Here is a 21,891-nt window from a genome sequence, read left to right on the forward strand (position 1 = left end):
CCCATGACCGATGTACTGGCCCTGAGTTGGCAGGAATCCCTGAAAGAACGCAATCCCCTGGGTCGCATGGCCGACGCTGAGGAGGTGGCCGCGGTCATATGCTGGCTAGCAGGACCCGAAAGCTCATATGTGACCGGCACCATTGTGAACGTGGACTGCGGAGAATCGGCCGCAGTGCTCAAAGAACCGGTCGCATAGAGAGCCGGTCGCCCAAAATGCCGGTCGCATAGAGAGCCGGTTCGCTCAGGCGGTAAGGCCGCCGTCCACCCGCAGAACGTTGCCTGTCATGGCGCTGGGGCCGGGACCGCACAAGAATCGAACCGCCTCGGCCACCTCTGTTGCCTGGCCCACTCGGCGCAGCGCGATGCTGGCTGCGACCTTCTTGCTCCGCACCTCGGGGGTGAGGCCGTCGCGGTCTTCTTCGATGTATCCCGGGGCCACCGCGTTCACCAGAACATCGAAAGGGGCCAACTTCACGGCCAGAGACCTTGTCAACCCCTCCAGACCGGCGCTGGCGGCGCAGAACGCAGCCTGTTCGGGTCGGCCCACCAATGACGCCGCCGAGCCGACCAATACCACACGTCCGTATTCCCGCGACTGCATTTCGGGGGTGAACTGCTGAACCAGCCGGAAGGCCGCCGAGAGGCTGGCGTCCACCACCCGGTTCCAATCCGGCTCGCCGCCGTCATGGGCCGAGATGCCCGCGGGCGAGTTGGCCACAACACAAAGAGGCGGCCCGAAACGGCCCGTGCTCAGGTCTTTGAACCGGCCCATCGAACTCGAATCCAAAACGTTCAGCTCGAACGCCGCTACAAGGTGTCCGGCATCAGCCAACTCCTGTTCCATCTCGGCGCCGTCTCGGGTCTCCGGGTCGCATCCGAAAGAAACCGGGTGGCCCGCTTCGGCCAGAGATCGCACGATGGCGCTTCCCAGTGGGCTCGATCCGCTGGCCACGACCGCCGGCGCCTGTGCCGCCGGGAGGCTTCTCATGCGGCCTTGATGATTCTCCGGCGCGAAATCCCGGAGTAGCGGATCATGTTGAAGATTCCCGCATTGGGCAGCGACTCCACGAACAGCGCATCGTCGTCGAAGGATTGAACGGTGGCCATCAAGTCGAAGGGCTTCTCGATGTTCAGCGCCAACCGGTCCCTCAGGTCGTCAAGGCTCACCGGGCCGGGATCGCTTGTGAAGCAGTCGTAGAACTCGACTGCGCCCGTGTCGGCGCCGTCGATGATCTCGAGATCGCCCATGGCCTTTTTGAGCTCGTCGGCCACCCCGTCCATCAAAGGGCAATGGCTGGCGAAATCTATGGGCAGTCGCACGACGTTGGCATTCAGCTCGGCGGACAGAGCGCTCTCCACGTCTTCGCGGACCTCCAAGCGGCATCCCAGCGTCACCGAACTCCGTGTCATTACTCCCGATACCCAGCAGCCGTCTATCCCCTCCACAATTGCCGCGGTCTCGTCTGGGGACGGGCCCACCACCGACAGCATTCGCCCCTCGCCGTGGCGGGCGCTCGCCTCGGCAATCAGATCCCCGCGGATCATCAGCAAGTTGCAGGCATCTTCGATCCAGATGGCACCCATCAGCGCCGCGGCGGCCCAAACCCCGCTCGACTGGCCGATCACCGCCATTGGCCGGGCGCCGCCGTAGCGCTGGCGGGTGCAGGCGTAGGTCAAAGCCGCCACGCTGGCTTGGTATGGGCCGGGGTCCGATCCCACCTCGCCGTTGGCCAGTTTGGAGACGAAGTCGATGCCCAAATGGCCGCTCATGCGCCTCATGTAGCTGGTGTCGAGCAGGGGGGTCTCTCGCATGTTGTTCATGTCGATCCCGCCGCCGGGGAACATCACGACCTCTCGCGAGCTGGTTCGGTCCGATGCCGCCCCCTCGGGACGGGTGTCGGCGCTCATGTTCCCTCGACGATCATGGATCGCACCTGGCAGCATGTGCTTGCGAGGTCGGTGAACTGGGCGTATTCCGCCGATCGCATCCACGACCGGGCTTGGCTCACATGCTCGAACTCCAGAACCAGAATCCGGTCCGGCGGAGGCTCGCTCTGTGTCGCTTCGATGGTTCCGCCCTTGGCCAAGTACCGGCCTCCATGCTCGACTGCGCTGTCGGCCAATTCCATCAGGCGGTCGAGGCTGTTGGAGAACGCGTCTACATCGGTTGCCGTGAGGCTTACGTTGCCGATTATCGACATGGGCTGCTCCTCGCCGTAAACGTAATCCGAGAATATTAGTCGATTGCCTGAGTCGTACTCCCAGGGGGCTTTGCCTGTTCGAGTTCGCAGCGCGATTAGGCGATGGATCGGCAGGGGTATGGGTGTACAATGAAGCGGTGTCTAGCTGGAGGGTGCCGGAGCCGTCTGGAACCATAGATGCGGTCATGGCCGATGGTTCCGCCATCTCCGTGCGGAGGCACGGCAACCCCGACGGGCCAAGGCTGGTGCTGAGTCACGGATGCGGATTGGCCGCCGACCTCTACTACCCGTACTGGTCGCTACTGGCCGACCGTTTCGACATCTGCATCTTCGACCTGCGGAGCCACGGTTGGAATTCCGCCACCCCCATCGGCAGCTACAACATCCCGACCCTGGTGGGTGACAACCAGACCGTCATCGACGCCATCTCATCTTCTTGGGGGCCGAAGCCGTGTGTGGGCCTCTTCCATTCGGTGTCCACCGTCATTGCGGTGGCGCATCAGTACCAAAGGCCGGACTTCGCCGCCTTGGTGATGTTCGACCCGGTTTTCGAACTGCCCGGAGACAGCAGCAGGCACCTAGAAGAGGTGTGCCAGCGCCAAGCGAGGCGGGCCCGGCGCCGACAGAGCCATTTTGAGTCGTGCCAAGAACTTGCCGAGATGTTCGGTCAGGCACCGGCCTACTCCCTCATGTCGCCGGAAACCCGGGCGCTATTTTCTGAGACCACGCTCCAGCCCGCGGAAGGCGGCGGATACCAGCTTCGCTGCCCGCCCGAGCACGAGGCCCGGCTCTACGAGTGGTATTTCGGCTTTGCCATGCAGGTGGCCCGCTTTCTGGACAGCATCGACATCCCACTGAAAGCCATAGGCGCCGACCCCACGGTTCAGTACTCGTTCTTGCCCAGTTTGGATCTGAGTATTTTGGCTAAGCTCGACTACGACTTCTTGCCCGACAAAACGCATTTTCTCCAGCTTGAGGCCCCTGAGGATTGCGCCGACTTGACGGTGTGCTTCCTCGAGCGCCATGGCCTGGCCTGAGGCCCCGTCCCAGTCAAGAGCACCTTTCCCGATCGTTTGAACCATGACTGAGCAGGTTGGGCGTTCACTGAATACGGTGGCCTCCCAGCAGAAGGGAGCACTGCAAACATGGGTGAATTTGTCAGAGTTGAAACTGGCGAGGTCAAAGGAGTGGCAACTTTGCGACTGGACCGTCCCAAGGCCAATGCGCTGAACGCGCAGGTCTTGGCCGAGTTGCATCAAGCGGTCAACGAGCTGTCGGCCATGACTGATGTGCGAGCGGTGGTGATCTGGGGCGGGCCGCGGGTGTTCGCCGCCGGCGCCGACATCAGCGAGTTCACCGGAATGGGAGTAGAGGACGGCCGGGACCTGGCCCGAAGGTTCAATGCCGCGTTTCGGGCGGTGGAGATGCTTCCGCAGATAACAATTTGCGCGGTCAACGGCTATGCGCTGGGCGGGGGGTGTGAGCTGGCCATGGCAGCCGAGTTCCGACTGATCGGCGAGGGGGCGGTTCTGGGCCAGCCCGAGATCAACCTGGGGATAATCCCCGGCGGAGGCGGCACCCAGAGGCTCAGCCGCCTGGTGGGCATCACGAAGGCCAAAGAGCTGATCTACAGCGGGCGCAACGTTTGGGCCGACGAGGCGGTGTCCATCGGACTGGCCTCAGCCGCCTACCCCGATGATGAGGTTTACGACGAGGCGGTCAAGCTTGCCGCCCGGTACTGCTCCGCGCCGGCGGCGTTCACCATGGCCAAAAGAGCGATCCTCGAGGGATTCGCCCTGCCCCTGGATGAGGCTCTGAACGTGGAAATCGAGGAATTCGCCGCTTGTTTCGGCACCGACGACGCCCGCATCGGCGTGGCCAGTTTCCTGGAGAGCGGCCCTGGAAAGGCCACGTTCACCGGCAGATAGCGCTACTGGCTAGAATCCATTCGGGCAGCCACGCCTATCAGTACGGGAGAGAATTCCTTTCGTGTCAACACAAAGGGTCGCAACTAGGCATGTCTCGCACACAAAAGCAAGGGGAAAGCACCTCCGAAGGCTCACCTCGGGTAGGGCCGCGCATCGCTCGAAGCGTGTTCAGGTTCGGCAAAGGCTCTCCCCAAGACGGGTACCTGGGCCAGTTTTTCGGCGCTCACTTTGGGGAGTTGTATCTGTTCTTCCGCGTGGGCTTCGCTGTCATGACCGCGATGCACGGCATCCAGAAGACCTTCTTGTTGTGGAACTTTCCCGCCGAACAGGATCTGGACCCCTTGGTGGACATCGCCGGTTATGTCGAGTTGATCGCCGCCGTCATGATCGGTTTAGGCGTGATTACCCGGCTGGCTGCTGGGGCCATGATGGTTGTGACCGCGCTGTCTTTCTTCATGATTCACCTGGAGCGTGGGCTTTGGCCTCATTACTGGGATCCGGATCATGGATTCGACGCTCTCCACCACGGTGGAGAGGTGGCGATAATGCACTTCTTGGCGGCGTGGGCCATTGGGATCCTAGGCAGTGGCAAGTGGGGGTTGGAGCGTCTCAAGACCGGCAAGGAACTCTTCTAGCGCGCTTGCATAGAACGCTCACACCGCTAGGCCCAGAGGCGTCGGGCTCGTTTGGCTAGTTCGGCGTGGGCGGCGGCGAGGTCGCAGCCCAGGAGGCGGCCGTCTTGGGCGACAGGGTTGCCGGCGACGTAGAGGTGGCGCACTCGGCGGTCGGGGCCGAGCACCAGTCCGGCCAAAGGATCGACCACATCGGCAATGTCGTCGCCGGGCCACACGGCCAGGTCGGCGGCCATGCCGGGTTCGATGCTCCCGAGCCGGTCGGCTACTCCCAGACAGCTTGCTCCGCCGGTGGTGCCCAAACGCACGGCGTCGGCGGGCATGAAGGCGCTGGGGTCCATGGCCCGCAGCCGGGCGGCATAAAGCGATTGGCGCAGTTCGGGGAACAGGCCACCCACCTCGTTGGATGCCACCCCGTCCACCCCCAGCCCCACCGGCACACCGGCGGCCTCCAGATCGGTCACCCGGCAGGTGCCGGCGGCCAAGCGGGCGTTGGACGACGGGCAGTGGGCCACCCCCACGCCGGCTGAGCCCAGTCGGGTGATCTCCTCGTCGTTGATCCAGATGCCGTGGGCCAGCCACACGTCGTTTCCCACCCAGCCCCAATCGTCGAGCTGCTCCACCGGCCGACGGCCGAAACGCTCCAGGCAGTGCTCCTGCTCGTCGATGGTCTCGCACAGGTGAGTATGGAGCCGCAGGCCGTGCTGACGGGCCAGCGCAGCCGAAGCCTCCATCAGCTCAGAGCTGACCGAGAACGGGCTGCACGGCGCCACCACCACGTGGACCATGTCGCCGTCGTGGTGTTGGGCGATGATCCGCTCGGTGGAGGCCATGATGGAGTCCAGATCTTCCACCACATGGTCGGGGGGCAGCCCGCCCTGCGATTCGCCCAGGTCCATGGAGCCCCGGCTGAGATGCAGGCGGATGCCCACTGCCGCGGCTGCCTCGACGATGGCGTCGAACACAGCGTCGTCCCCGTGGGGCACCAGGTAGTGGTGGTCGGAGGCGGAGGTACACCCGGTGGCGGCCAGCTCTCCCAGCCCCACCAGGGCTGCGGCGGCCACGTCTTCCACCGTGAGGCGCCCCCACACCGGGTACAGCTCCACCAGCCAGCCGAACAGGTCGCAGCCCACCGCCCTTCCTCGGGTCATCCATTGATAAAGGTGATGGTGGGTGTTGGCCAGCCCGGCGGTGATGATGTCGCCGTTCACGTTGACCACCGCGTCGCCGGGCTGGGGCTCGACGGTACCCGCCTCGACGATGACGCCATCGGCGATGGCGATGTCGCCGGGCCAGCGGGCGCCTCGCAGCACGGTGCGGGAGCTCATCGCTGGGCTCCGGTGAACAGCACCGCCTGTTTGGCCTCAGCGGGCGGGTCGTCGCACAGCAGACCGGCCAAGCCGGCTGAGCCCGTGGGGCTGACGTTGATGCCGGTGGCCGATCGGCCCGCCTCACAGGCGTCGGTTACCACCGGCTCGGGCACAACTACGGGATGGCCTCCGGTGTCGAACATGGCCTCGGTGATCGCAGCCCAGTCGTATGTCTCGTCGTCGAGGATGCCTGTGGCTGCCGAGAACGGGGTCGGCGTCCACGGCCACATAACGGATGCCCGCCGCCGCCGGGCCTCGCCCAGCCCACCCAACTCGGCAATTCGCTCCCAGGCCCGAGCCAGCGGAGCGCACCCCTCGGTCTGCACTGCCATAAGCGCGGCCGGCAATCCACCGACAGCCAACCCCTGGGCCACCGACGCGGCCAGCGCCCCCCCGCCCACTTGGATGTAAACCCGGTCAATGTCCGGCGCCTGTTCCGCCAACTCATAGCCAAGGGTTCGGCCCCCGTCGATGGTGTAGCCGTTGTCTGGCCCCTGGCAACCGAAGGGAACCGCGCCGGCGCTCACCGCCTCTCGAAAACGGTGATAGGAGGGGTCCCCATCCTCCCCGTCGATCCGAGGGCAGAACTCCACGATGGCGTCGAGCTCGCGCAACCGGGCCACCACGGCCGCTTCAGCAACCTCGGGCACGTACACGGTGAGCGGCCAACGCTCAGCGGCCGCCACCACCGCGGCGGCCACCGCGGCGTTGCCGCACGAGGCGATAGCCAGCGAAGGTCGCCCAGCGCCAGAACCCGCCCGGCGCTCCCGCACCAGCAAATGCAGCATCAGCCCGAACGTGTGCCGAGCCTTGTGCGACCCCGACACATTGTCGGTCTCGTCCTTGACGGTGATGCTCCGTCCGCCGATTAGGGCTCTTGAACAGGGAGTCACCTCGAACCCGTGGCCGTCTACTCTTGCCACCGCGGCATTGAGTTGCCCCGCCCGGTCCACAAACCAAGCGTCATCGTCGGCCTCGACCCACGACCGCAGCATCTTTCGGTAGCGAACAAACGGTTGGTTGCTCGAGGGGTCCACCGACCAATTCGGCATCGGCAGTCTCAGAACATGATCCTGGTCATCACTATCCCTGTTCGCACACGCCCACGCGTCGCCTGCCGCGACCGCACCGCAAGTACAAGTCAGGCCTTGGGTCATTGGTGGGCGACGCGGGCGTTGAAGTCGGCGATCAGCTCATCCCACACCGGCACCAGATCCCGAAGCGCGAACCAGAACGACTGGTCGCGCCGGGCGTCGAAGTGGGAGAGGCCCACTCCCTGCTGTTCCACCCAGGTGAAGTAGCCCAGATTGAACACCCGATCCCGGTCGCGATCGCTGAGCTTCAGCAAGTGGTCGGTGTCCACACCGTTGAGCCACCGGCCGGCCACTGCGGCGGCCTCAGAGTCCCCGAAGTCGCCGCCAAACACAGTGGCAATGGTCTTGGCCCGCTCTGAGCCATACAGGGCAGCCCCGTCGGTGGCCACGGTCACGATCACGTCGTCGGGCCCGCAGTCCAGCGCGGCGGCCATCTTGGCGGAGGCAAGCATGTTGCAGATGGACGACAGCCCCAGATTGTCGAGGTGGGCGATCACGTCGTCGCCCACTCCCCGTTGGGCCAGCAGTGCCCGTCCCTCTGGAGAAGCGAACAGGACCCCCAGCTCGTCGGTGGCGTCATCCGACACCGCCACCACCACATCGGTGTTGGTCACGTTGTGGATCAGCGGGACGTGCTTGTCGCCGATGCCCTGGATGTTGTGCTCGCCGTAGCCGTTGTAAAGCAGCGTGGGGCACTCCAGGGCCTCCACCACCGCGGTGGCCGACCCGTGGCGCTCTTTGAGGGGATCGCCCGCCCCCAGCGTCCCGGCTGAGCCCGAGGCGGCCACGAATCCGGCCAGCCGGGCCGACGGGTGCCCCGCGGTGTAGTGCTCCAGCACCCGCTCCACCGCGGCGGCGGTGGCGGTCACATGGCCCAGGTGGTTGCCGTACTCGCAGAATTGGTTGAGGATCACGTTGGCCTCGTCTTCGGCCAGCGCGGCGCAGGCGTCGTAGATCTCCTTGACGTTGCTCTCTGAGCCGGGAGTGCGGATCACGTCGGAGGGGTCCGAGGTCCACCGGTCGAGCCATTCGAAGCGCTCGGCCGACATCCCCTCGGGCAGAACAGCCACCCCGCGACAACCCATGATCTTGGAGATGGCGATGCCTCCTCGGGCGTAGTTGCCGGTGGACGGCCACACTGCCCGGTTCTCGGTGGGGTCGAACTGCCCGGTCACCAGGCGGGGGGCCAGACACGAGTAGGCCGCCAGCACCTTGTGGGCCCCGATCATGGGGAACCGGTTGCCCAGCAGCAAGATGATGGGCGACTCCACCCCCGACAGAGCCGGGGGAATCACCACATGCTCGGGCACCGCGGCCCGACCGGCCCGGGATGCGTCGTTGAACCAGTGGACCCGCCAAAGATTGGCGGGGTCGGCTGCGTCGGGGTCGACCCCGCCAAGGCGGGCATCGGCCCTCGGCGGGTCGGCTAGCTCGGCGAAGGTGGGGAGTCGAATCCCCACCTGGCGGCACCGCTCCACCGCTCTGTCGCGGGCAGTGGTGTTGACCACGTCGGTTTCAAGGCCGAAGCCCTCGGGGATGCTGGAAAGAGCAGTCACGGGAAAACCTGTCGAAAAGAAGTTGTAACGAAGCGGCAACCAAGTGTGTGGCACCTGTGCCAGCGCTACAGGCTACTCTCTAACGGTTGGCTTGTAGAGCCGTTCCAAGGAGGGAATCATGGCCAAGAAGATCTCGCTGAAGCTGTTGGCGGTTTTGGCTGCGCTGACGTTGGTCGCAGTGGGTTGCGGCAACGACGACGATGACGCAGCGACAGTGCCGGCAGCCACACTGGCGCCCGCACCGACCGAGGCGCCCGCACCGACCGAAGCCCCGGCGCCGGAGCCCACTGAGGCGCCCATGGACGACGAGGTGGTCGCCGCGTTCGTCTACGTGGGTCCCGTGGGAGACGCGGGCTGGACGTGGGCCCACGATCAGGGTCGCCGTTACGCCGAGGGTCAGACCGGGGCCACCACGCTGTACGTGGAGAACATCCCCGAGGTCGCCGAGGACTTCCGCTCGGTGGTGGTGGACTTCATCGAGAACGAGGGTGCCGACGTCATCTTCGCCACCTCCTTCGGCTACATGGATCCGATGGAAGAACTGGCCGGCGAGTACCCGGATGTGGTGTTCGAGCACGCCAGCGGGTTCAAGATGAACGACACCAACTTCGGCAATTTCTTCGGCCGCATGTACCAGCCCCGCTATCTGTCGGGAATGGCCGCCGGAGCGATGACCGAGACCGATCAGATCGGTTATGTGGCGGCCTTCCCGATTCCCGAGGTGCTGCGAGGGATCAACGCCTTCACCCTGGGGGCGCAGCGCACCAATCCGGATGTGGAAGTCCACGTCAACTGGACCTTCACCTGGTTCGACCCGGCCATCGAGGGCGACGCTGCCTCAGCTCTGTTGGAAGCCGGCGCCGATGTGATTGCCATGCACCAGGACTCCACCGCTCCTGGTCTGGCGGCTCAAGAGGCCGGGGCCCGCTGGGTCTCCTACAACTCCGATATGAGCGCGTTCGCCCCGGATGCATTCATAACTGCGCCGGTGTGGAACTGGGGGCCGTACTACGCCCGGATCATCGAAGCCGTTGCCGACGACAGCTACACCCCAGGGGCCTACTGGGGTGGCATGGATGACGGGATAGTGACCCTGGCCGAACCGGCCAGCGACGTGCCCGTCGATGTCATAGACCAAGTCATCGAGGTATGGGAGCAAATCGAGACAGGTGCTTGGGACGTGTTCACCGGCGAGATCCGGGACCAGGACGGCAACGTGGTAGTAGCCGAGGGCGAGACCATGGACGACGGCGCCATGCTGGGCATGAGCTTCTTCGTCGAAGGTGTCGTCGGCGACGCCGATCCTTCCTGATCTAGGCCGGGGCCTACCCGGATTTGGAAGTGGCGTCTGCTGATGCCGACCACGCGGTCTGGCTCCGGGGGATTGAGAAGCAGTTCCCCGGAGTGATCGCCTGTGCCGGGGCTGACCTGCGGGTTCGCCCCGGCACCATCCACGCGCTCTTGGGGGAGAACGGCGCGGGCAAGACCACAATGGTCAACGTGCTGGCCGGGGTGTATCGACCCGAAGGCGGCGAGGTGTGGGTGAACGGCCAGCGGCGCGCTTTCCGATCCCCTGCCGATGCCATCGCCGCCGGCGTGGGCATGGTGTACCAGGAATTCCGTCTTGTGCCCTCCTTGACAGTGGCCGAGAACATCGTGTTGGGTTCCGCCCCCCCGCTGTTGAGGGAAGCCGAGATCGAGCAGCGGGTGGCCGAGTTGTCAGCCACCTATGGCATGGCCGCCGACCCCGGTCGACCGGTATGGCAGCTCTCGATGGGGGAGCGCCAGCGGGTGGAGATACTCAAGGCTTTGTGGCGCAACGCGTCGGTTCTGGTCATGGACGAGCCCACCGCGGTGCTGACCCCCGGCGAGGCCGCCGAGTTGGGCGCCACCCTGCGGGCCATGGCCCAGGAGGGCCGCTCGGTCATCTACATCAGCCACAAGCTCGACCAGGTGGTGGCTTTCTGCGACGAGGCCACCGTGCTGCGCCATGGCAAGACAGTGGCCACCGTGGACGACTTGGAAGACGTGGACTTGTCGGTACTGGCCGAGATGATGGTGGGAACCTCCGAGGGCGGATATGTGGATCGCCCGCCGACGGGGCAAACCGGTCCCGAAGCGCTGTGCCTGCGGGGAATCAGCGCCCTGGGCGATCGTGGATTGCCGGCTCTGTCCGACATCGACATGACCGTTCATTCCGGTGAGATCGTGGGCATCGTCGGGGTATCGGGCAACGGCCAGAAGGAACTGGCCGAGGTCATCACCGGACTGCGGATGCCAACCGAGGGCCAGGTGGTGGTCAAAGGGCATGACGTAACAGCGGCATCGCCGGGAGACCGATATCGGATGGGCCTGGCCTATGTGCCCGAAGACCGCCTCGGGGTGGGATTGGCCCCCAAGATGTCGGTCGTCGACAACTCCGTGGTGCGCTCGTACCGATCGCAGCGTCGGGGCATGTTCCTCTCGGCCTCCAAGTGCGTCGAGTTCTGCCGTGGCCTGGTAGAGAGGTTCGCGGTGCGGGTGGGCCGGCTCAATGACCCGATAGCCGGCCTGTCGGGGGGCAACCTCCAGCGGCTCTTGCTGGGTCGGGAGCTGGCCGAGCAGCCCACGGTGCTGGTGGCCGCTCAGCCCTCCCGCGGCTTGGATGTGCAGGGGGTGGCCGCCATACAGGGCCATCTGGTGGATCAGCGGGCTCAAGGGGTGGGGGTTTTGCTGATCTCCGAGGACCTCGACGAATTGCTCGCCCTGTCCGACAGGCTCTTGGTGATGTTCGAGGGCTGCATCGTCGGCGAATACGGCCCTGACGTCACTCCGCGGACGATCTTGGGCGCGGCTATGGCGGGGAGGCCGCCGAAATGATTCGACCAGCGATCTTGGGCGCGGCTATGGCGGGGAGGCCGCCGAAATGATTCGACCAGTCCTCGTCCGGCGCGACCGGGTGGTGCCTGCTACCCAGGCGGCGGGCTTTTTCGTCGGCATCGTGGTGGCGCTGATCTTGGGGGCGGTATTGCTCCTGGCGTCAGACCACAACCCCGCCGAGGTGTACGAGCGGATGTTCGACTCCGCGTTCAGGGGCACCGATTCGCTGTCTCGCACGCTGGAACGGGCTACGCCGCTGGCTCTGACCGGGCTGTCGGTGGCGGTAGCGGGATCGATGGGGCTGTGGAACATCGGGGCTGAGGGCCAGATGATGGCGGGCGCAACCGTCGCCACCGGCATGGCCATGATGGCCGATGGTCTCTCCGGCCCGCCCCTGATCGCTCTCATGGTGGTTGCTGGCATCGCCGGGGGCATGGTGCTGATGATCGGCCCCGCGCTGGCCCGCTCCCATCTAGGGGTGAGCGAGATCATCACCACCCTGATGTTGGTGTATGTGGCTATTCGGGTGGTGGAGTGGCTGGAGACCGGCCCGTGGAAGGATCCCGAATCATTCGGATTCGCGGTGATAGAGCCGGTACCCGACCAAGCAGCCTTGCCGGGCCTCTTCGGCCGGGCCAACATCGGGGTGCTGATTGCCCTAGGACTGCTCATAGTGTTCTCGCTGGCCGTCTCCCGCACTCCCTGGGGCTATGAGCTGCGACTGGCCGGGTCGTCGCCCGACACCGCCCGCTACGCCGGCATCTCATTGCGGCGCAAGGTGCTGACGGCGCTGCTGTTGTCAGGCGGCATAGCCGGGCTGGCCGGGGCGGTACAGCTCACCGGCTCGGCTACCCGCCTCGAATCTGGCCTGTCCAACGGGTACGGGTTTGCCGGGATCATCGTGGCTGCGCTGGCCCTTATGCGTCCCTCGGGGGTGGCGGTGGTGGCCTTTGTGTTCGGCGCGGTGCAGGTGGGCGGCCAGAGCATCCAGACTCTAGGGGTCAGCTCGGCCATCTCAGACATCTTGCAGGCCATGATCCTGTTCGGGGCCCTGGTGGCAGTGGTGTTCTTCAACTATCGGATCCGCTGGACTGGCGCTGTCGACGAGTCACCAGTCGATGAGCACAAGGAACCTGATCCCTCTTTGGAAGCCGGCTGATGTCTGAAGCTGCGCTGATCGGGCTGTTCGTGGCCACGGTGCAGTTCGGCACCCTGGTGTTTCTGGCCGCGTTGGGCGAGTTGATCGCGGAGCGGGCCGGCGTGCTCAACCTCGGCGTTGAGGGGATGATGGCCATGGGGGCGGTGAGCGGGTTCATGGTCGGGCTGGAGACCGGGAGCCCGTGGGCCGCGTTCTTTGCCGCAGCCGCGGTGGGAGCGCTGGTCGGCGGCTTCCATGCCCTGGTGAGCGTGGTCTTGGGGGCCGATCAGGTGGTGTCGGGCTTGGCCCTCACCATCGGCGGTTTGGGGCTGGCTGCCTATGTGGGTCGCAACGTGGTGGGGGAGCGGCCCGAGACCCAGTTCACCGACTTGGGGATAGCCGGGCTGGCCGATATCCCCTGGCTGGGCGAGATTTTCTTCGATCAACCCCCGGTGGTTTACCTGACGGTGCTGCTGGGGCTGGCCGTGTGGTTCGTGATGACCCGCACCCGCCTTGGATTGGCGCTGCGGGCAGTGGGCGAATCAGCGCCCACCACCGACGCCGCCGGCCATTCGGTGATGGCGCTGCGGTCGGCAGCGGTCATGGTCGGCGGGGCCTTTGCCGGCGCGGCCGGGGCATTCCTCTCGCTCTACATGGCCCCGGGCTGGACCGAGGGGATGGTTGCCGGTCGGGGGTGGATTGCAGTGGCCCTGGTGATCTTCGGGGCGTGGCGGCCGGGGCGGCTGGCTCTCGGCGCGCTGCTTTTCGGATTCACGCTGGCTCTGCAACCCCGTTTGCAGACCTTCGACATCGAGATCGTGGGAGTGGATGTCAGCAGCATTTCGCCGGCGCTGCTGGGCATATTGCCCTTCGTGCTCACCGTGGTGGTTTTGATCATCATAAGCTGGCGTGCCCGCCACCGACCCTCGGTGGCGCCCGCCGCCTTGGGCATCGCCTACCGCCGAGAAGAGCGCTGAGCCGTTCGGCGCCAGCGGGGAGTAGGGTTCCCCGATGGCTGTGAACACCCCGCCTAGCATGGCGCGCTCGTTCTGGCCTTACTTCGTGGTCACCGGCTCATTGTCCATGGGCTATGGCTCGCTGTTTACCCTGCTGGCCGAATTCAGGGACAAGCTGGGCTTCAGCGAGACCGAGTTGGGCTTCATCGTTGCAGTGGGATTTCTGGCGGGGTTTGTGGCCCAAGTTGGCTTGGCTCGATTTGCCGATCGGGGCTATGTCTCTTGGCTGGTCCATGGTGGGGTGTTCGTGGCCATCCTCTCGATGCTCAGCATGGCCATTACCGATGAGGTTTGGCAGTTCACCGCCGCTCGGTTTTTCCTCGGTGCTGGTACGGGAGCCACTGGCCCCGCGATCCGCCGAATACTCATTACCCGAGATCCCGCCAACATGGGCCAGAACCTCGGCAAGATGGGGGCATTCGATATCAGCGGTTTTGTGTTGGGGCCGGTGGTGGCTGGACTCTTGGCCGAGTTCATCAACTTGCGAGCTCCGTTCCTGTTCATGGCCGGGCTCTACTTGCTGATCTACGTTTGGATCTTTCGGCTGGACCTGTCGGCGGGAGAGGTTGTCACCACCAGAGTGCCGGTCAGACGGCTGTTTCGCATCCGACCTCTCAACTCCGGCATGCTGGCCGGGGCCGCGTTTTTCACCACGATTGGGGTGTTTGAAACCTCATGGGCGGTGCTGCTCGATGACCTCGGAGCCAGCACGCTGATCATCGCCCTTTCCATTTCCCTCTTCGCCTTGCCGATGATTCCACTCGCCCCGTATGGGGGCAAGAAGGCCCAACAGCGAGGTCCCATGCGGGTGATGCCGTTTTCAATCATGGGGGCGGTGGCCTGCATGTTCGTCTACGGCTACGTGGAATTCGTGTGGGTGCTCATCGCCGTGTCGGCTGCTCATGCTGTATTTGATGCTTTCACCATGCCCGCCGGGCAGCTGGCGATAGCTCTATCGGCCCCGACTGAACAAGCGGCCGCTGCTCAAGGCCTCTACGGGGCATTGGGATTGATTATCGCTGGGATTGCCGCCCTTGCCACCGGGGCGATCTACGAAAACTGGGGTGCCGAGGCCTTGTTCACAGGTTCGTCGATTGTCATGGTGGTGGCCCTGGCCGGAGCCATCGCACTGGGTGAGGAGCTCATGGGTCCGGATGGCCGGTCGGCCAAGGAGCCAGCCCCCGCCAGTTCCTAATCGGGAGCTTCACCCAGCAGGGCGGTGCCGACCACCTCGTACATTTCGTCGATCACATGTACGTGCTGGGTGGCGGCGTGGGCGTCTCGGAAGCACTGGTTCAGGGGGTGGTCTTGGTAGAGGACCGACCCGCCGCCCCGGCGGTAGGCCATCGACGCCACCTCTACGGCGATGTCGGCGGCGTGGGTGGCGGCTGCTCGGGCTCGTTGCACCAGGAAGTCTGTGACTGGCTCGCCCGCGACCGCAGTGGCCCAGAATTCGTCCAGCACCTCCAGCACCAGCGCCCTGGCGGCCCGCAGCTTGGTGTCGGCCTGCCCAAGGTCGCGATGGAAGGCCGGCCGCTCATCGAGGGGGGCCGTGCTGTGCAGGCGGTCCTTGCCGGCGGCGGCGATGGCGATCTCATCCAAAGCCCGTCGGGCGATACCTAGGCTCACCCCGCAGTGGTCGGGGGTGATCAGTGCATACATGGGCAGTCCGTGGAGGATCCCGCCCCTGGGCGCAGGCGTCGACAGGTCGAACAGCCGAATGCGGGGCACGTAGACCTCTTCGATGCTGTAGTCGTGGCTCAGGGTCTCCTCCAGGCCGCTGACTTGCCATGTGTCGTGAACGGTCACCTGCTCTATCGGGATCACCGCCCACCGCGGTCCTGATTCGGTGGTACAGCCGCCCACCACCCAGGCGGCGTCGGCGATGCCGGAGGCGAACCCCCATCTCCCGGTCAACACCACGCCATTAGGGGCAGTTGCAGTCCTACCCGACAGAGGAAACGTGCCCGCGAACGGTGGCCAGGCTGCCCCTCCTGCGGCGCTGGCCGCTACCTCGTCCAGTCCATCTTGCGGCAGGCGGGCGGCCGCGATCGCCGCTGATGTGGTGGTGAAGGTCTCGTTCCAGCCGGCTGATCCGTCTCTCCGGCTGGCCGCCTCAGTGGCCAGAAACTGGCTTCGCAGGTCGGCCTCGAGTCCGCCCAACTCCCTGGGCAGCTTCATGGTCAGCAGGCTTGGATTCTCAGCGCTCATGCTGGACTCAAGCTGATTCTGCCGGGCTGAGCTGCACCGGCAGGCCCGACTGCCAGACCATGCCGGTGAGGGGATCGATGTCGAATTCGGCGGTGGTGAGGGTGCAGACGTTGGGATTGGCCCAGCCGTGGGGGATGGACACCGCACCGGTGGCGATCTCGTCGCTGGTGCGGGCCGTGCCCACCAGATCCCCGTGGGCGCTAGTCACCTGTACAAGCTGGCCGTCGGCGATGCCGTGGTCAGGGTGGATCAGCACCTCGGGGCCAACGTTGCCCAAGTCGCGGAGTTGGCCGTTCATGGTCCGCATCTGGCGGCGGGGCAGCAGCACCAGCGGCTCGGGGTGGTCGAGGTCGGCCAGTTGCTCTACCAGCGGCTTGGGGGCTAGCCGCCAGCGATGGTCGGGCAACACCCGGTCGAGCACCCAGCCGTGAACCGGTCTGGCCTCGCCAACCAGGCCTCGTCGCGCGGCCAGCACGGTGGCGGCGTCGCTGCGGCCCCGCTCGGCGATCAGGGCCAACAGATCCTCGTCGGTGGCGGTTTCGGGGTCGATACCTCTCGGCAGCACCCCGACTCCCAGCCGATGCCCCAGTTCGGCGAACGCCTGCCACATGAGCCGGCGGTCGGCGCCGGGCGGGACCACCGCTGGGGTGAACTGAGTAGCGATGGCCGGCTGGTAGGCGTCCAGCATCCACGGAACGTCGGCTCGCTCCAATTGGCCGGCAACCGGCAGGAGATGCGTGGCCAGTTCCGTGGTGTCGGTTTCGACCACGTCGGCCACGGCCAGCACGTCGAGCGAGGCCAAGGCGGCTTGGGTGCGATCCCGGTCGGGGAAGGCGATCAGGGGGTTGCCGCCCACCACCACCAGCGCCCGCACATTGCCGGCCTCGATCTCGTCCACCAGTGCGGCGCAGGGGTACTCCCCGAACCGGCGGGGCAGCTCGGGCCGGCTGGCCGGCCCCGGCTCGGGGTGGCCGTCAGAGGGCTGCCAGTCCCGGGTGTCGAGCTGCATCAGATAGCCGGGGTTGAACCACATCCCGCCTGGTTGGTCATAGGAGCCGGTGACCACCGCGAGTGCCCACAGCAGCCACTCGGTCACGTTGGCGTGGCGGCTCATGGACACCCCTGTGCCCGACAGCACCGACAAGCGGCCCGCGGTTCGGACTGCCGCCAAGAGGTCGAGTAGCTCGGCGGCCTCCAGACCAGTGCCATCAGCCGTCCGGTCAAGGGTGAACGGAGCCACCGCGGCAGTCAGATCGTCGATGCCGACCGCATGCTCCCGTAGGTAGGCCCAATCGGCTCCGTCGATGAGCAGCTCTCGCACCAGCCAGCCCAGAATCAGATAGTCGGTGCTGGGCCGGGGGTCCAGATGGCGGTCGGCCAGTCGGGCGGTCTCGGTGCGGCGGGGATCGATCACCCATACCGGGCCCCGCTCCTGTTGGTTCCGCAGCCGCCGGATGGGGTCGGCAATGCCGTTGCCGTGGCCGTGGGAAACCACCGGGTTTGTCCCTACCAAAAGGAGCAGTCGGGCGGCCTCCTGATCCCACATGGGGGTGAGCCCCGACCAACCGCCCATGAGCTCGGCCACCAGCGGGCGCATGGGGGTGTCGATGGTGGTGGCGGTGTACTTCTGGCGGGAGCCGATGGCGCCGAGGAACCGCTCGGCTGCCCGGCGCCCGTTGGCGTCATAGGCCGAGCCGCTGGCCAGATACATGGCCACCGCGTCGGGTCCGCTCTCGTCGATGATGGCGGCCAGGCGGCTGGCCAAGTCGTCGAGGCAGCGGTCCCAATCGACGGCCTGACCATCCATTTGGGGTCGGTCTAGGCGGTGGGGATGGTGGTGCCAGTCGGGCAGCGCCCGGCCCTTTGGGCAGGTGTAGCCCTGGGAGAGGGGGTGGGCGTCATCGCCCCGTACCTTTAGCACCCGGTCGCCTTCCACGGTGACGGTGATGCCGCACATGGCGGTGCAGATGCGACAAAAGGAGTGGATCTCCTGGGCCTCAGGCAAGGCCGCGCCCACGGTCGATGCTCCATTGGCTGGTGGATGGAGAGTTGGAGCTGGTCTTGTCGGCGATCTCGGCCATAATGCCCTCCCGCTGGGCCATACCTACCATGCTCTCCAGCCTTCCGGTATAGGAGGTGGGCTGCTGGAGCATCCACACCATGCCATCGGCCGCCACCGAGGTGTCGGCCCAGGTGGAGTGATCGGCATCGGGGGCGTTCATCACGAACCCCTCGCTGGCCACCGCGGTGTCTATGCGGAAGCAGTTCACCGCGATGCCGTCTTCCGCCAAGATCGCCGCGCTGCTCACGGTCAGGTGCTCCAAAGCGGCCTTGGACATGCCGTAAGACATCATCGGGGAAAAGAATGCCAAACCAGCAGCCGACGAGACGTTGATGATGCGACCCTTGGTTTCGGCCAAATAGGGGCGGCAAAGCCGGGTGGCTAGCAGTGGGGCGGTGGTATTGATGGCGAAGGTCAGCTCGTAGCGCTTGAGCTCGATGTCCATATCGCCGTCAAATGACACCGCGGCGTTGTTCACCAGAGCGTCGATTCGGCCGAAGTGGTTCACAACCGCGTTCACCATGGTCTCGATTTGTTCGGGACGGGACAGGTCGCACGGCACGGCAAGTCCATCGCCGCCAGCCTCGGTGACGGCTGTGGCGGTCTCATCCACGGTTCCGGGCAGCTTGAACCGGGCCTCGTCGGTGGCCCGGGCCACGCACGCCACGCCGGCGCCCAACTCACCGAGCCGGATGGCCAGAGCCCGGCCCACTCCCCGGCTGGCTCCGGTGACGATTACCGCTTGGTCGGCAAAGGGTTGTTCTTGGCTCACCACGGCCTCACGTCGTCGTCCAAGCCCAAGAAGGGCACACGTCCCGAGGCGATCACGATCTGGTGGCCGGCCAGCGGCTGTCCATTCACGGTGCCAACCGCCGGTGCCTCCCTGTGGCCGGGGACTCGAACCTCGCCAGAGGGGAGCCCCACGTTCTCGGGATGGGACAGATCGTAGGTGTCGGTCTCGGAGTAGAACTGTCCCCGGTACACGCCGAGGCCGCCACCGTCGTCCCAGCCCCAGTCGTATCCGGTGCCTATCATGGCCCAGTCCCGGTGGATCTGGTTGGTCTCGATCTCGTAGACCTCTCCGGCTGAGTCGGTGAATTGCGACCGAACCTGGCGCCAGCGGCGGGTGCCCTCCCAGAAGTCCACGTCGAACTCGGCGGCAACTACTTCGGTCTCGGTGCCGTCGGGCCGTCCGATCACCCCGTCCATGTAGTGCTGGCGGCCGTCGCCGGTGCAGTGGACCTGCACATGGCCGCCGTAGTCGGCGCATGAGAACGGCAGCCAGTAGAACACCGAGCCGTGCTGGGCCCGCACGTCGATGCCGTCTTCCCCGGTCACCGGCTCAGGGCCGGCGGTCTGGGGCCGCACTCCCCACGAGTGGTCTCGGCCACCCCACCAGCCGGCCACGGTGTAGGCGGTGCCGTCCAATGTGATCGCACCGTCCATACGGCCCACCTGGGTGTAGCGGCGGTAGTCCTGGGCGACTCGGCCCCGGACCCGGCTGAAGTGGTGATCCTCCTCTTTGGGAGGCAAGAAGCTTGTCCACGTCAGGTCCATGTCGATGGGGGAGTCGTCGCCCGATGCCGTGAGGCGGACCTTCTCAAACGGTTCGATTATCTCGATGTCAAGCGGACCCACCCCCACCCGGTCGATTTCGGGGCGCAGGGCCCGGCTGAAGCGGAAGTTCCGCTGGCTGCTCCCCCCGCCCTCGCGAGGCACCTGGCAGGCCACAAAGCCGTCGAACACATTCATGTTCATGTACAGCCCCACCCCGATGATCATGGTCAGCGACCCGGCTGGGTCGTAGCACGAGAACCAGTAGCGGTCGAAGAACCGGGGGTCGCTGGTCCCCACATGGTCGAAGGTAGTGGGGATCTGATGGCGCAGCGTCTCGTCTAGTCTGGTCAAAGGCACGGCGACATCCTATGGCCGGGCTAGCAGGGAAGCTCAGGCTACGGTTCCGCTGGCTCGCAACTCGGCGATCTGTTCAGAGCTGTGCCCCAAGTCGGCCAGCACCTCGTCGGTGTGCTCGCCCAAGCCAGGGGCCAGGGTGCGGGGAGCCCACGGAGTGCCGTGGAAGTCCACCGGGGTGGCCAGCATGGTGGTGCCTGAGGCGCCATCGGGGACATCTACCAGCGCGCCCGACGGTCCCGTTTGGGGGTCGGCCAGCAGGTCGTCGAGGGTGTTCACCGGGGCCCAGAACATGTCGGGCTCGGTAGCGAATATCTCGGCCCACTCCTCCAGGGGCCGGGCGGCGAAAGCCTCGTCGAGGGCGGCGATGAGCTCCACGGCGTTGACCGCCCGGTCTCGGGCGGTGGCGAATCGCTCGTCGTCGATCCATTCAGGGTGGCCCACCGCTCGGGCCAGTGGTGGCCAGTGGCGGTCGCCCTCGAGGCCCACCACCCAGAAGCGGCGGCCGTCACCTGCGGTGTAGTTGTTGATGGCTGGGTTGCCCATGGCCTCCCGAGTGCCCACCGCCATGTTGAGGCCCCACATCAGCAGAATGTTGAGGTCGAAGCCGATGGTGTACATGCCCTCCCTAAACAGCGACGTGGACACCATCTGGCCCTCACCGGTGCGCTCCCGGTTGAACAGGGCCGCGCTGATGGCCGCGGCGCCGGCCAGACCCACGTTGTGGTCGCCCATCCCGCCCCGCTGGAACGGCAAAGCGCCGCCCGGAGGGGTGAGCTGAGCGGCGATGCCCGAGCGGGCCCAGAAGGCGGCGATGTCATAGGCCGGGCGGTCGGCGTCGGGCCCTTCGAGGCCGTAGCCGGTGATGGCGCAGTAAACCAGCCCCGGATTACGGGCGGCCAGCAACTCGTAGTCCAGCCCCAGCCGGTCGAGCGCGCTCAGCCGCAGGTTGGTGAGGAACACATCGGCGTCGTCGATGATCTCGGCGGCGATGGTTTGACCCTCGGGGCGGGCCAGATCGACCACCACCGAGCGCTTGGAGCGGTTGTCCAGCTCGAACACGGGGTTGGTGGGCATGTCCCCGCCCAGCATCCGCTGGAACGTGCGGGACGGGTCGCCGGCGGGGGGCTCGATCTTGACCACGTCGGCCCCCCAGTCGCTCAAAATCCCACCGGCCGCGGGGCCGGCCACCCACACCCCTAGCTCGACCACCTTCACACCATCCATCGGACCTGCCATGTCCCTGAGCATAGAAAGCCCGCAGGGCGGCCCATACACTCCAACGGCATCAAGGTTCTGTTTGTCTGCACGGGGAACATCTGCCGATCCCCGATGGCCGAGGTGCTCTTCGCCCACATGGCCCCTGAAGCTGAGGTCAGCTCGGCAGGCACCATGGACTGGAGCGGACAGCCCGCCCACGACTACGCCATCGCGGCCATGGCTGAGCAAGGGCTCGACCTGTCGGCCCATCGCAGCCGCCGCCTCTCGGACTACCTAGTGGACGAGTCCGACCTCATCGTGGCCATGACCCGCAACCACGGCTGGTCGGTGGCTGCCCGCAGCGAAGCCAAAGCGGCGGCCACCTTCCTGCCCGCAGAGCTCTCACGGTTGGCGGCTGATGTTGGAAATCGCAACGGTGCTGTTGGGGCCGACTGGGTAGCCCAACTGCATTCTCAGCGCGATTCGAAAGCCAGCGCCCGATTCATTGGCCGGGCCGCCGACGAGATACCCGATCCCATCGGCGAGTCTTTGCCCTACTTTCGGGACATTGCCGACCGTTTGGAACGGGAGCTCGCCCCCGCAGCCGCCCGGCTGCGGGCCTAGACACGGCGACGCTTTGCGCGAACTCGGAATAAGTCCCTAAGGTCTGGCAACTTGCAGTCGGTTTAGACTCGGCTGTCCATAGCCAAA

21 protein-coding genes are annotated in these 21,891 nt (G+C 65.8%); 10 read left to right on the plus strand and 11 right to left on the minus strand.

The window, feature by feature from the left end; genetic code table 11:
* A partial coding sequence (locus ACOOGG_RS02800) for an SDR family oxidoreductase (protein ID WP_420432064.1) occupies positions 1-198 on the plus strand: 198 nt, incomplete at its 5' end.
* A gap of 45 nt (positions 199-243) precedes the next feature.
* Here the strand turns inward: ACOOGG_RS02800 and ACOOGG_RS02805 are convergent.
* From ACOOGG_RS02805 to ACOOGG_RS02815, 3 genes are read right to left on the minus strand one after another with little or no spacing between them, the layout of a single operon-like run.
* Positions 244-990, minus strand: a complete 747-nt coding sequence (locus ACOOGG_RS02805; RefSeq protein WP_420432066.1) for an SDR family NAD(P)-dependent oxidoreductase — start codon at positions 988-990, stop codon at positions 244-246.
* Positions 987-1,910, minus strand: coding sequence for an acyltransferase domain-containing protein (locus tag ACOOGG_RS02810; protein WP_420432068.1), 924 nt, complete (start codon positions 1,908-1,910; stop codon positions 987-989). Before ACOOGG_RS02810 ends, ACOOGG_RS02805 begins: the two co-directional genes overlap by 4 nt.
* Positions 1,907-2,203, minus strand: a complete 297-nt coding sequence (locus ACOOGG_RS02815; protein WP_420432070.1) for a DUF1330 domain-containing protein — start codon at positions 2,201-2,203, stop codon at positions 1,907-1,909. Before ACOOGG_RS02815 ends, ACOOGG_RS02810 begins: the two co-directional genes overlap by 4 nt.
* 137 nt (positions 2,204-2,340) lie before the next feature.
* On the opposite strand from ACOOGG_RS02815, the gene ACOOGG_RS02820 reads away from it, so the two are divergent.
* From ACOOGG_RS02820 to ACOOGG_RS02830, 3 genes are all read left to right on the plus strand, one after another.
* A complete protein-coding gene (locus tag ACOOGG_RS02820; protein WP_420432072.1) occupies positions 2,341-3,240 on the plus strand; it encodes an alpha/beta fold hydrolase in 900 nt (299 codons plus the stop codon).
* A gap of 108 nt (positions 3,241-3,348) precedes the next feature.
* A complete protein-coding gene (locus tag ACOOGG_RS02825; protein WP_420432074.1) occupies positions 3,349-4,131 on the plus strand; it encodes an enoyl-CoA hydratase/isomerase family protein in 783 nt (260 codons plus the stop codon).
* 164 nt (positions 4,132-4,295) lie between these two features.
* Positions 4,296-4,766 carry a DoxX family protein gene (locus ACOOGG_RS02830; RefSeq protein ID WP_420432076.1) on the plus strand — a complete coding sequence of 157 codons (471 nt, stop codon included), beginning with the start codon at positions 4,296-4,298 and terminating at the stop codon, positions 4,764-4,766.
* A gap of 26 nt (positions 4,767-4,792) precedes the next feature.
* Here ACOOGG_RS02830 and ACOOGG_RS02835 read toward each other — a convergent pair whose 3' ends face one another.
* From ACOOGG_RS02835 to ACOOGG_RS02845, 3 genes are all read right to left on the minus strand, one after another.
* The gene (locus ACOOGG_RS02835) at positions 4,793-6,091 is read right to left on the minus strand and encodes an 8-oxoguanine deaminase (protein WP_420432078.1); all 1,299 of its coding nucleotides are present in this window, start codon (positions 6,089-6,091) and stop codon (positions 4,793-4,795) included.
* Positions 6,088-7,128, minus strand: a complete 1,041-nt coding sequence (locus ACOOGG_RS02840) for a PLP-dependent lyase/thiolase (protein ID WP_420432080.1) — start codon at positions 7,126-7,128, stop codon at positions 6,088-6,090. Before ACOOGG_RS02840 ends, ACOOGG_RS02835 begins: the two co-directional genes overlap by 4 nt.
* A gap of 158 nt (positions 7,129-7,286) precedes the next feature.
* Positions 7,287-8,783 (minus strand): pyridoxal-phosphate dependent enzyme, encoded by a 1,497-nt coding sequence (locus ACOOGG_RS02845; RefSeq protein ID WP_420432082.1) that lies wholly within the window; start codon positions 8,781-8,783, stop codon positions 7,287-7,289.
* 118 nt (positions 8,784-8,901) lie between these two features.
* Between ACOOGG_RS02845 and ACOOGG_RS02850 the strand changes: the two genes are divergently transcribed.
* Genes ACOOGG_RS02850 through ACOOGG_RS02870 form a run of 5 tightly spaced genes read left to right on the plus strand, consistent with a single transcriptional unit; the run spans position 8,902 to position 14,991 of the window.
* Entirely contained in the window at positions 8,902-10,095 is a 1,194-nt protein-coding gene (locus ACOOGG_RS02850) for a BMP family ABC transporter substrate-binding protein (protein WP_420432084.1), read from the plus strand.
* A 29-nt stretch (positions 10,096-10,124) separates the two neighbouring features.
* Positions 10,125-11,642: an ABC transporter ATP-binding protein gene (locus tag ACOOGG_RS02855; RefSeq protein WP_420432086.1), complete on the plus strand. Its 1,518-nt coding sequence runs from the start codon at positions 10,125-10,127 to the stop codon at positions 11,640-11,642.
* A 46-nt stretch (positions 11,643-11,688) separates the two neighbouring features.
* On the plus strand, positions 11,689-12,801 hold the full coding sequence (locus ACOOGG_RS02860) for an ABC transporter permease (RefSeq protein WP_420432088.1): 1,113 nt from the start codon (positions 11,689-11,691) through the stop codon (positions 12,799-12,801).
* Positions 12,801-13,757, plus strand: coding sequence for an ABC transporter permease (locus tag ACOOGG_RS02865; RefSeq protein WP_420432090.1), 957 nt, complete (start codon positions 12,801-12,803; stop codon positions 13,755-13,757). The genes ACOOGG_RS02860 and ACOOGG_RS02865 overlap by 1 nt, the downstream gene beginning before the upstream one ends.
* 34 nt (positions 13,758-13,791) lie before the next feature.
* A complete protein-coding gene (locus tag ACOOGG_RS02870) occupies positions 13,792-14,991 on the plus strand; it encodes an MFS transporter (RefSeq protein WP_420432092.1) in 1,200 nt (399 codons plus the stop codon).
* On the opposite strand, the gene ACOOGG_RS02875 is transcribed toward ACOOGG_RS02870, so the two are convergent.
* Genes ACOOGG_RS02875 through ACOOGG_RS02895 form a run of 5 tightly spaced genes read right to left on the minus strand, consistent with a single transcriptional unit; the run spans position 14,988 to position 21,219 of the window.
* Entirely contained in the window at positions 14,988-16,007 is a 1,020-nt protein-coding gene (locus ACOOGG_RS02875) for an acyl-CoA dehydrogenase family protein (RefSeq protein ID WP_420432094.1), read from the minus strand. The genes ACOOGG_RS02870 and ACOOGG_RS02875 overlap by 4 nt on opposite strands.
* 7 nt (positions 16,008-16,014) lie before the next feature.
* Complete coding sequence (locus ACOOGG_RS02880; RefSeq protein WP_420432096.1) at positions 16,015-18,024, minus strand: molybdopterin-containing oxidoreductase family protein; 2,010 nt, start codon at positions 18,022-18,024, stop codon at positions 16,015-16,017.
* Entirely contained in the window at positions 18,005-18,841 is an 837-nt protein-coding gene (locus ACOOGG_RS02885; RefSeq protein WP_420432098.1) for an SDR family NAD(P)-dependent oxidoreductase, read from the minus strand. The genes ACOOGG_RS02880 and ACOOGG_RS02885 overlap by 20 nt, the downstream gene beginning before the upstream one ends.
* Entirely contained in the window at positions 18,838-19,983 is a 1,146-nt protein-coding gene (locus tag ACOOGG_RS02890) for a hypothetical protein (protein ID WP_420432100.1), read from the minus strand. Before ACOOGG_RS02890 ends, ACOOGG_RS02885 begins: the two co-directional genes overlap by 4 nt.
* A gap of 33 nt (positions 19,984-20,016) precedes the next feature.
* Positions 20,017-21,219 (minus strand): CaiB/BaiF CoA transferase family protein, encoded by a 1,203-nt coding sequence (locus ACOOGG_RS02895; RefSeq protein WP_420432102.1) that lies wholly within the window; start codon positions 21,217-21,219, stop codon positions 20,017-20,019.
* Between the two features lie 57 nt (positions 21,220-21,276).
* Here ACOOGG_RS02895 and ACOOGG_RS02900 point away from each other — a divergent pair, with 57 nt between their 5' ends.
* Entirely contained in the window at positions 21,277-21,804 is a 528-nt protein-coding gene (locus ACOOGG_RS02900) for a hypothetical protein (protein ID WP_420432602.1), read from the plus strand.
* Positions 21,805-21,891: the final 87 nt, after the last annotated feature.

It is taken from the genome of Candidatus Poriferisocius sp. (assembly GCF_965214065.1).
In the GTDB taxonomy this organism is placed as follows: Bacteria; Actinomycetota; Acidimicrobiia; order Acidimicrobiales; family Bin134; genus Poriferisocius.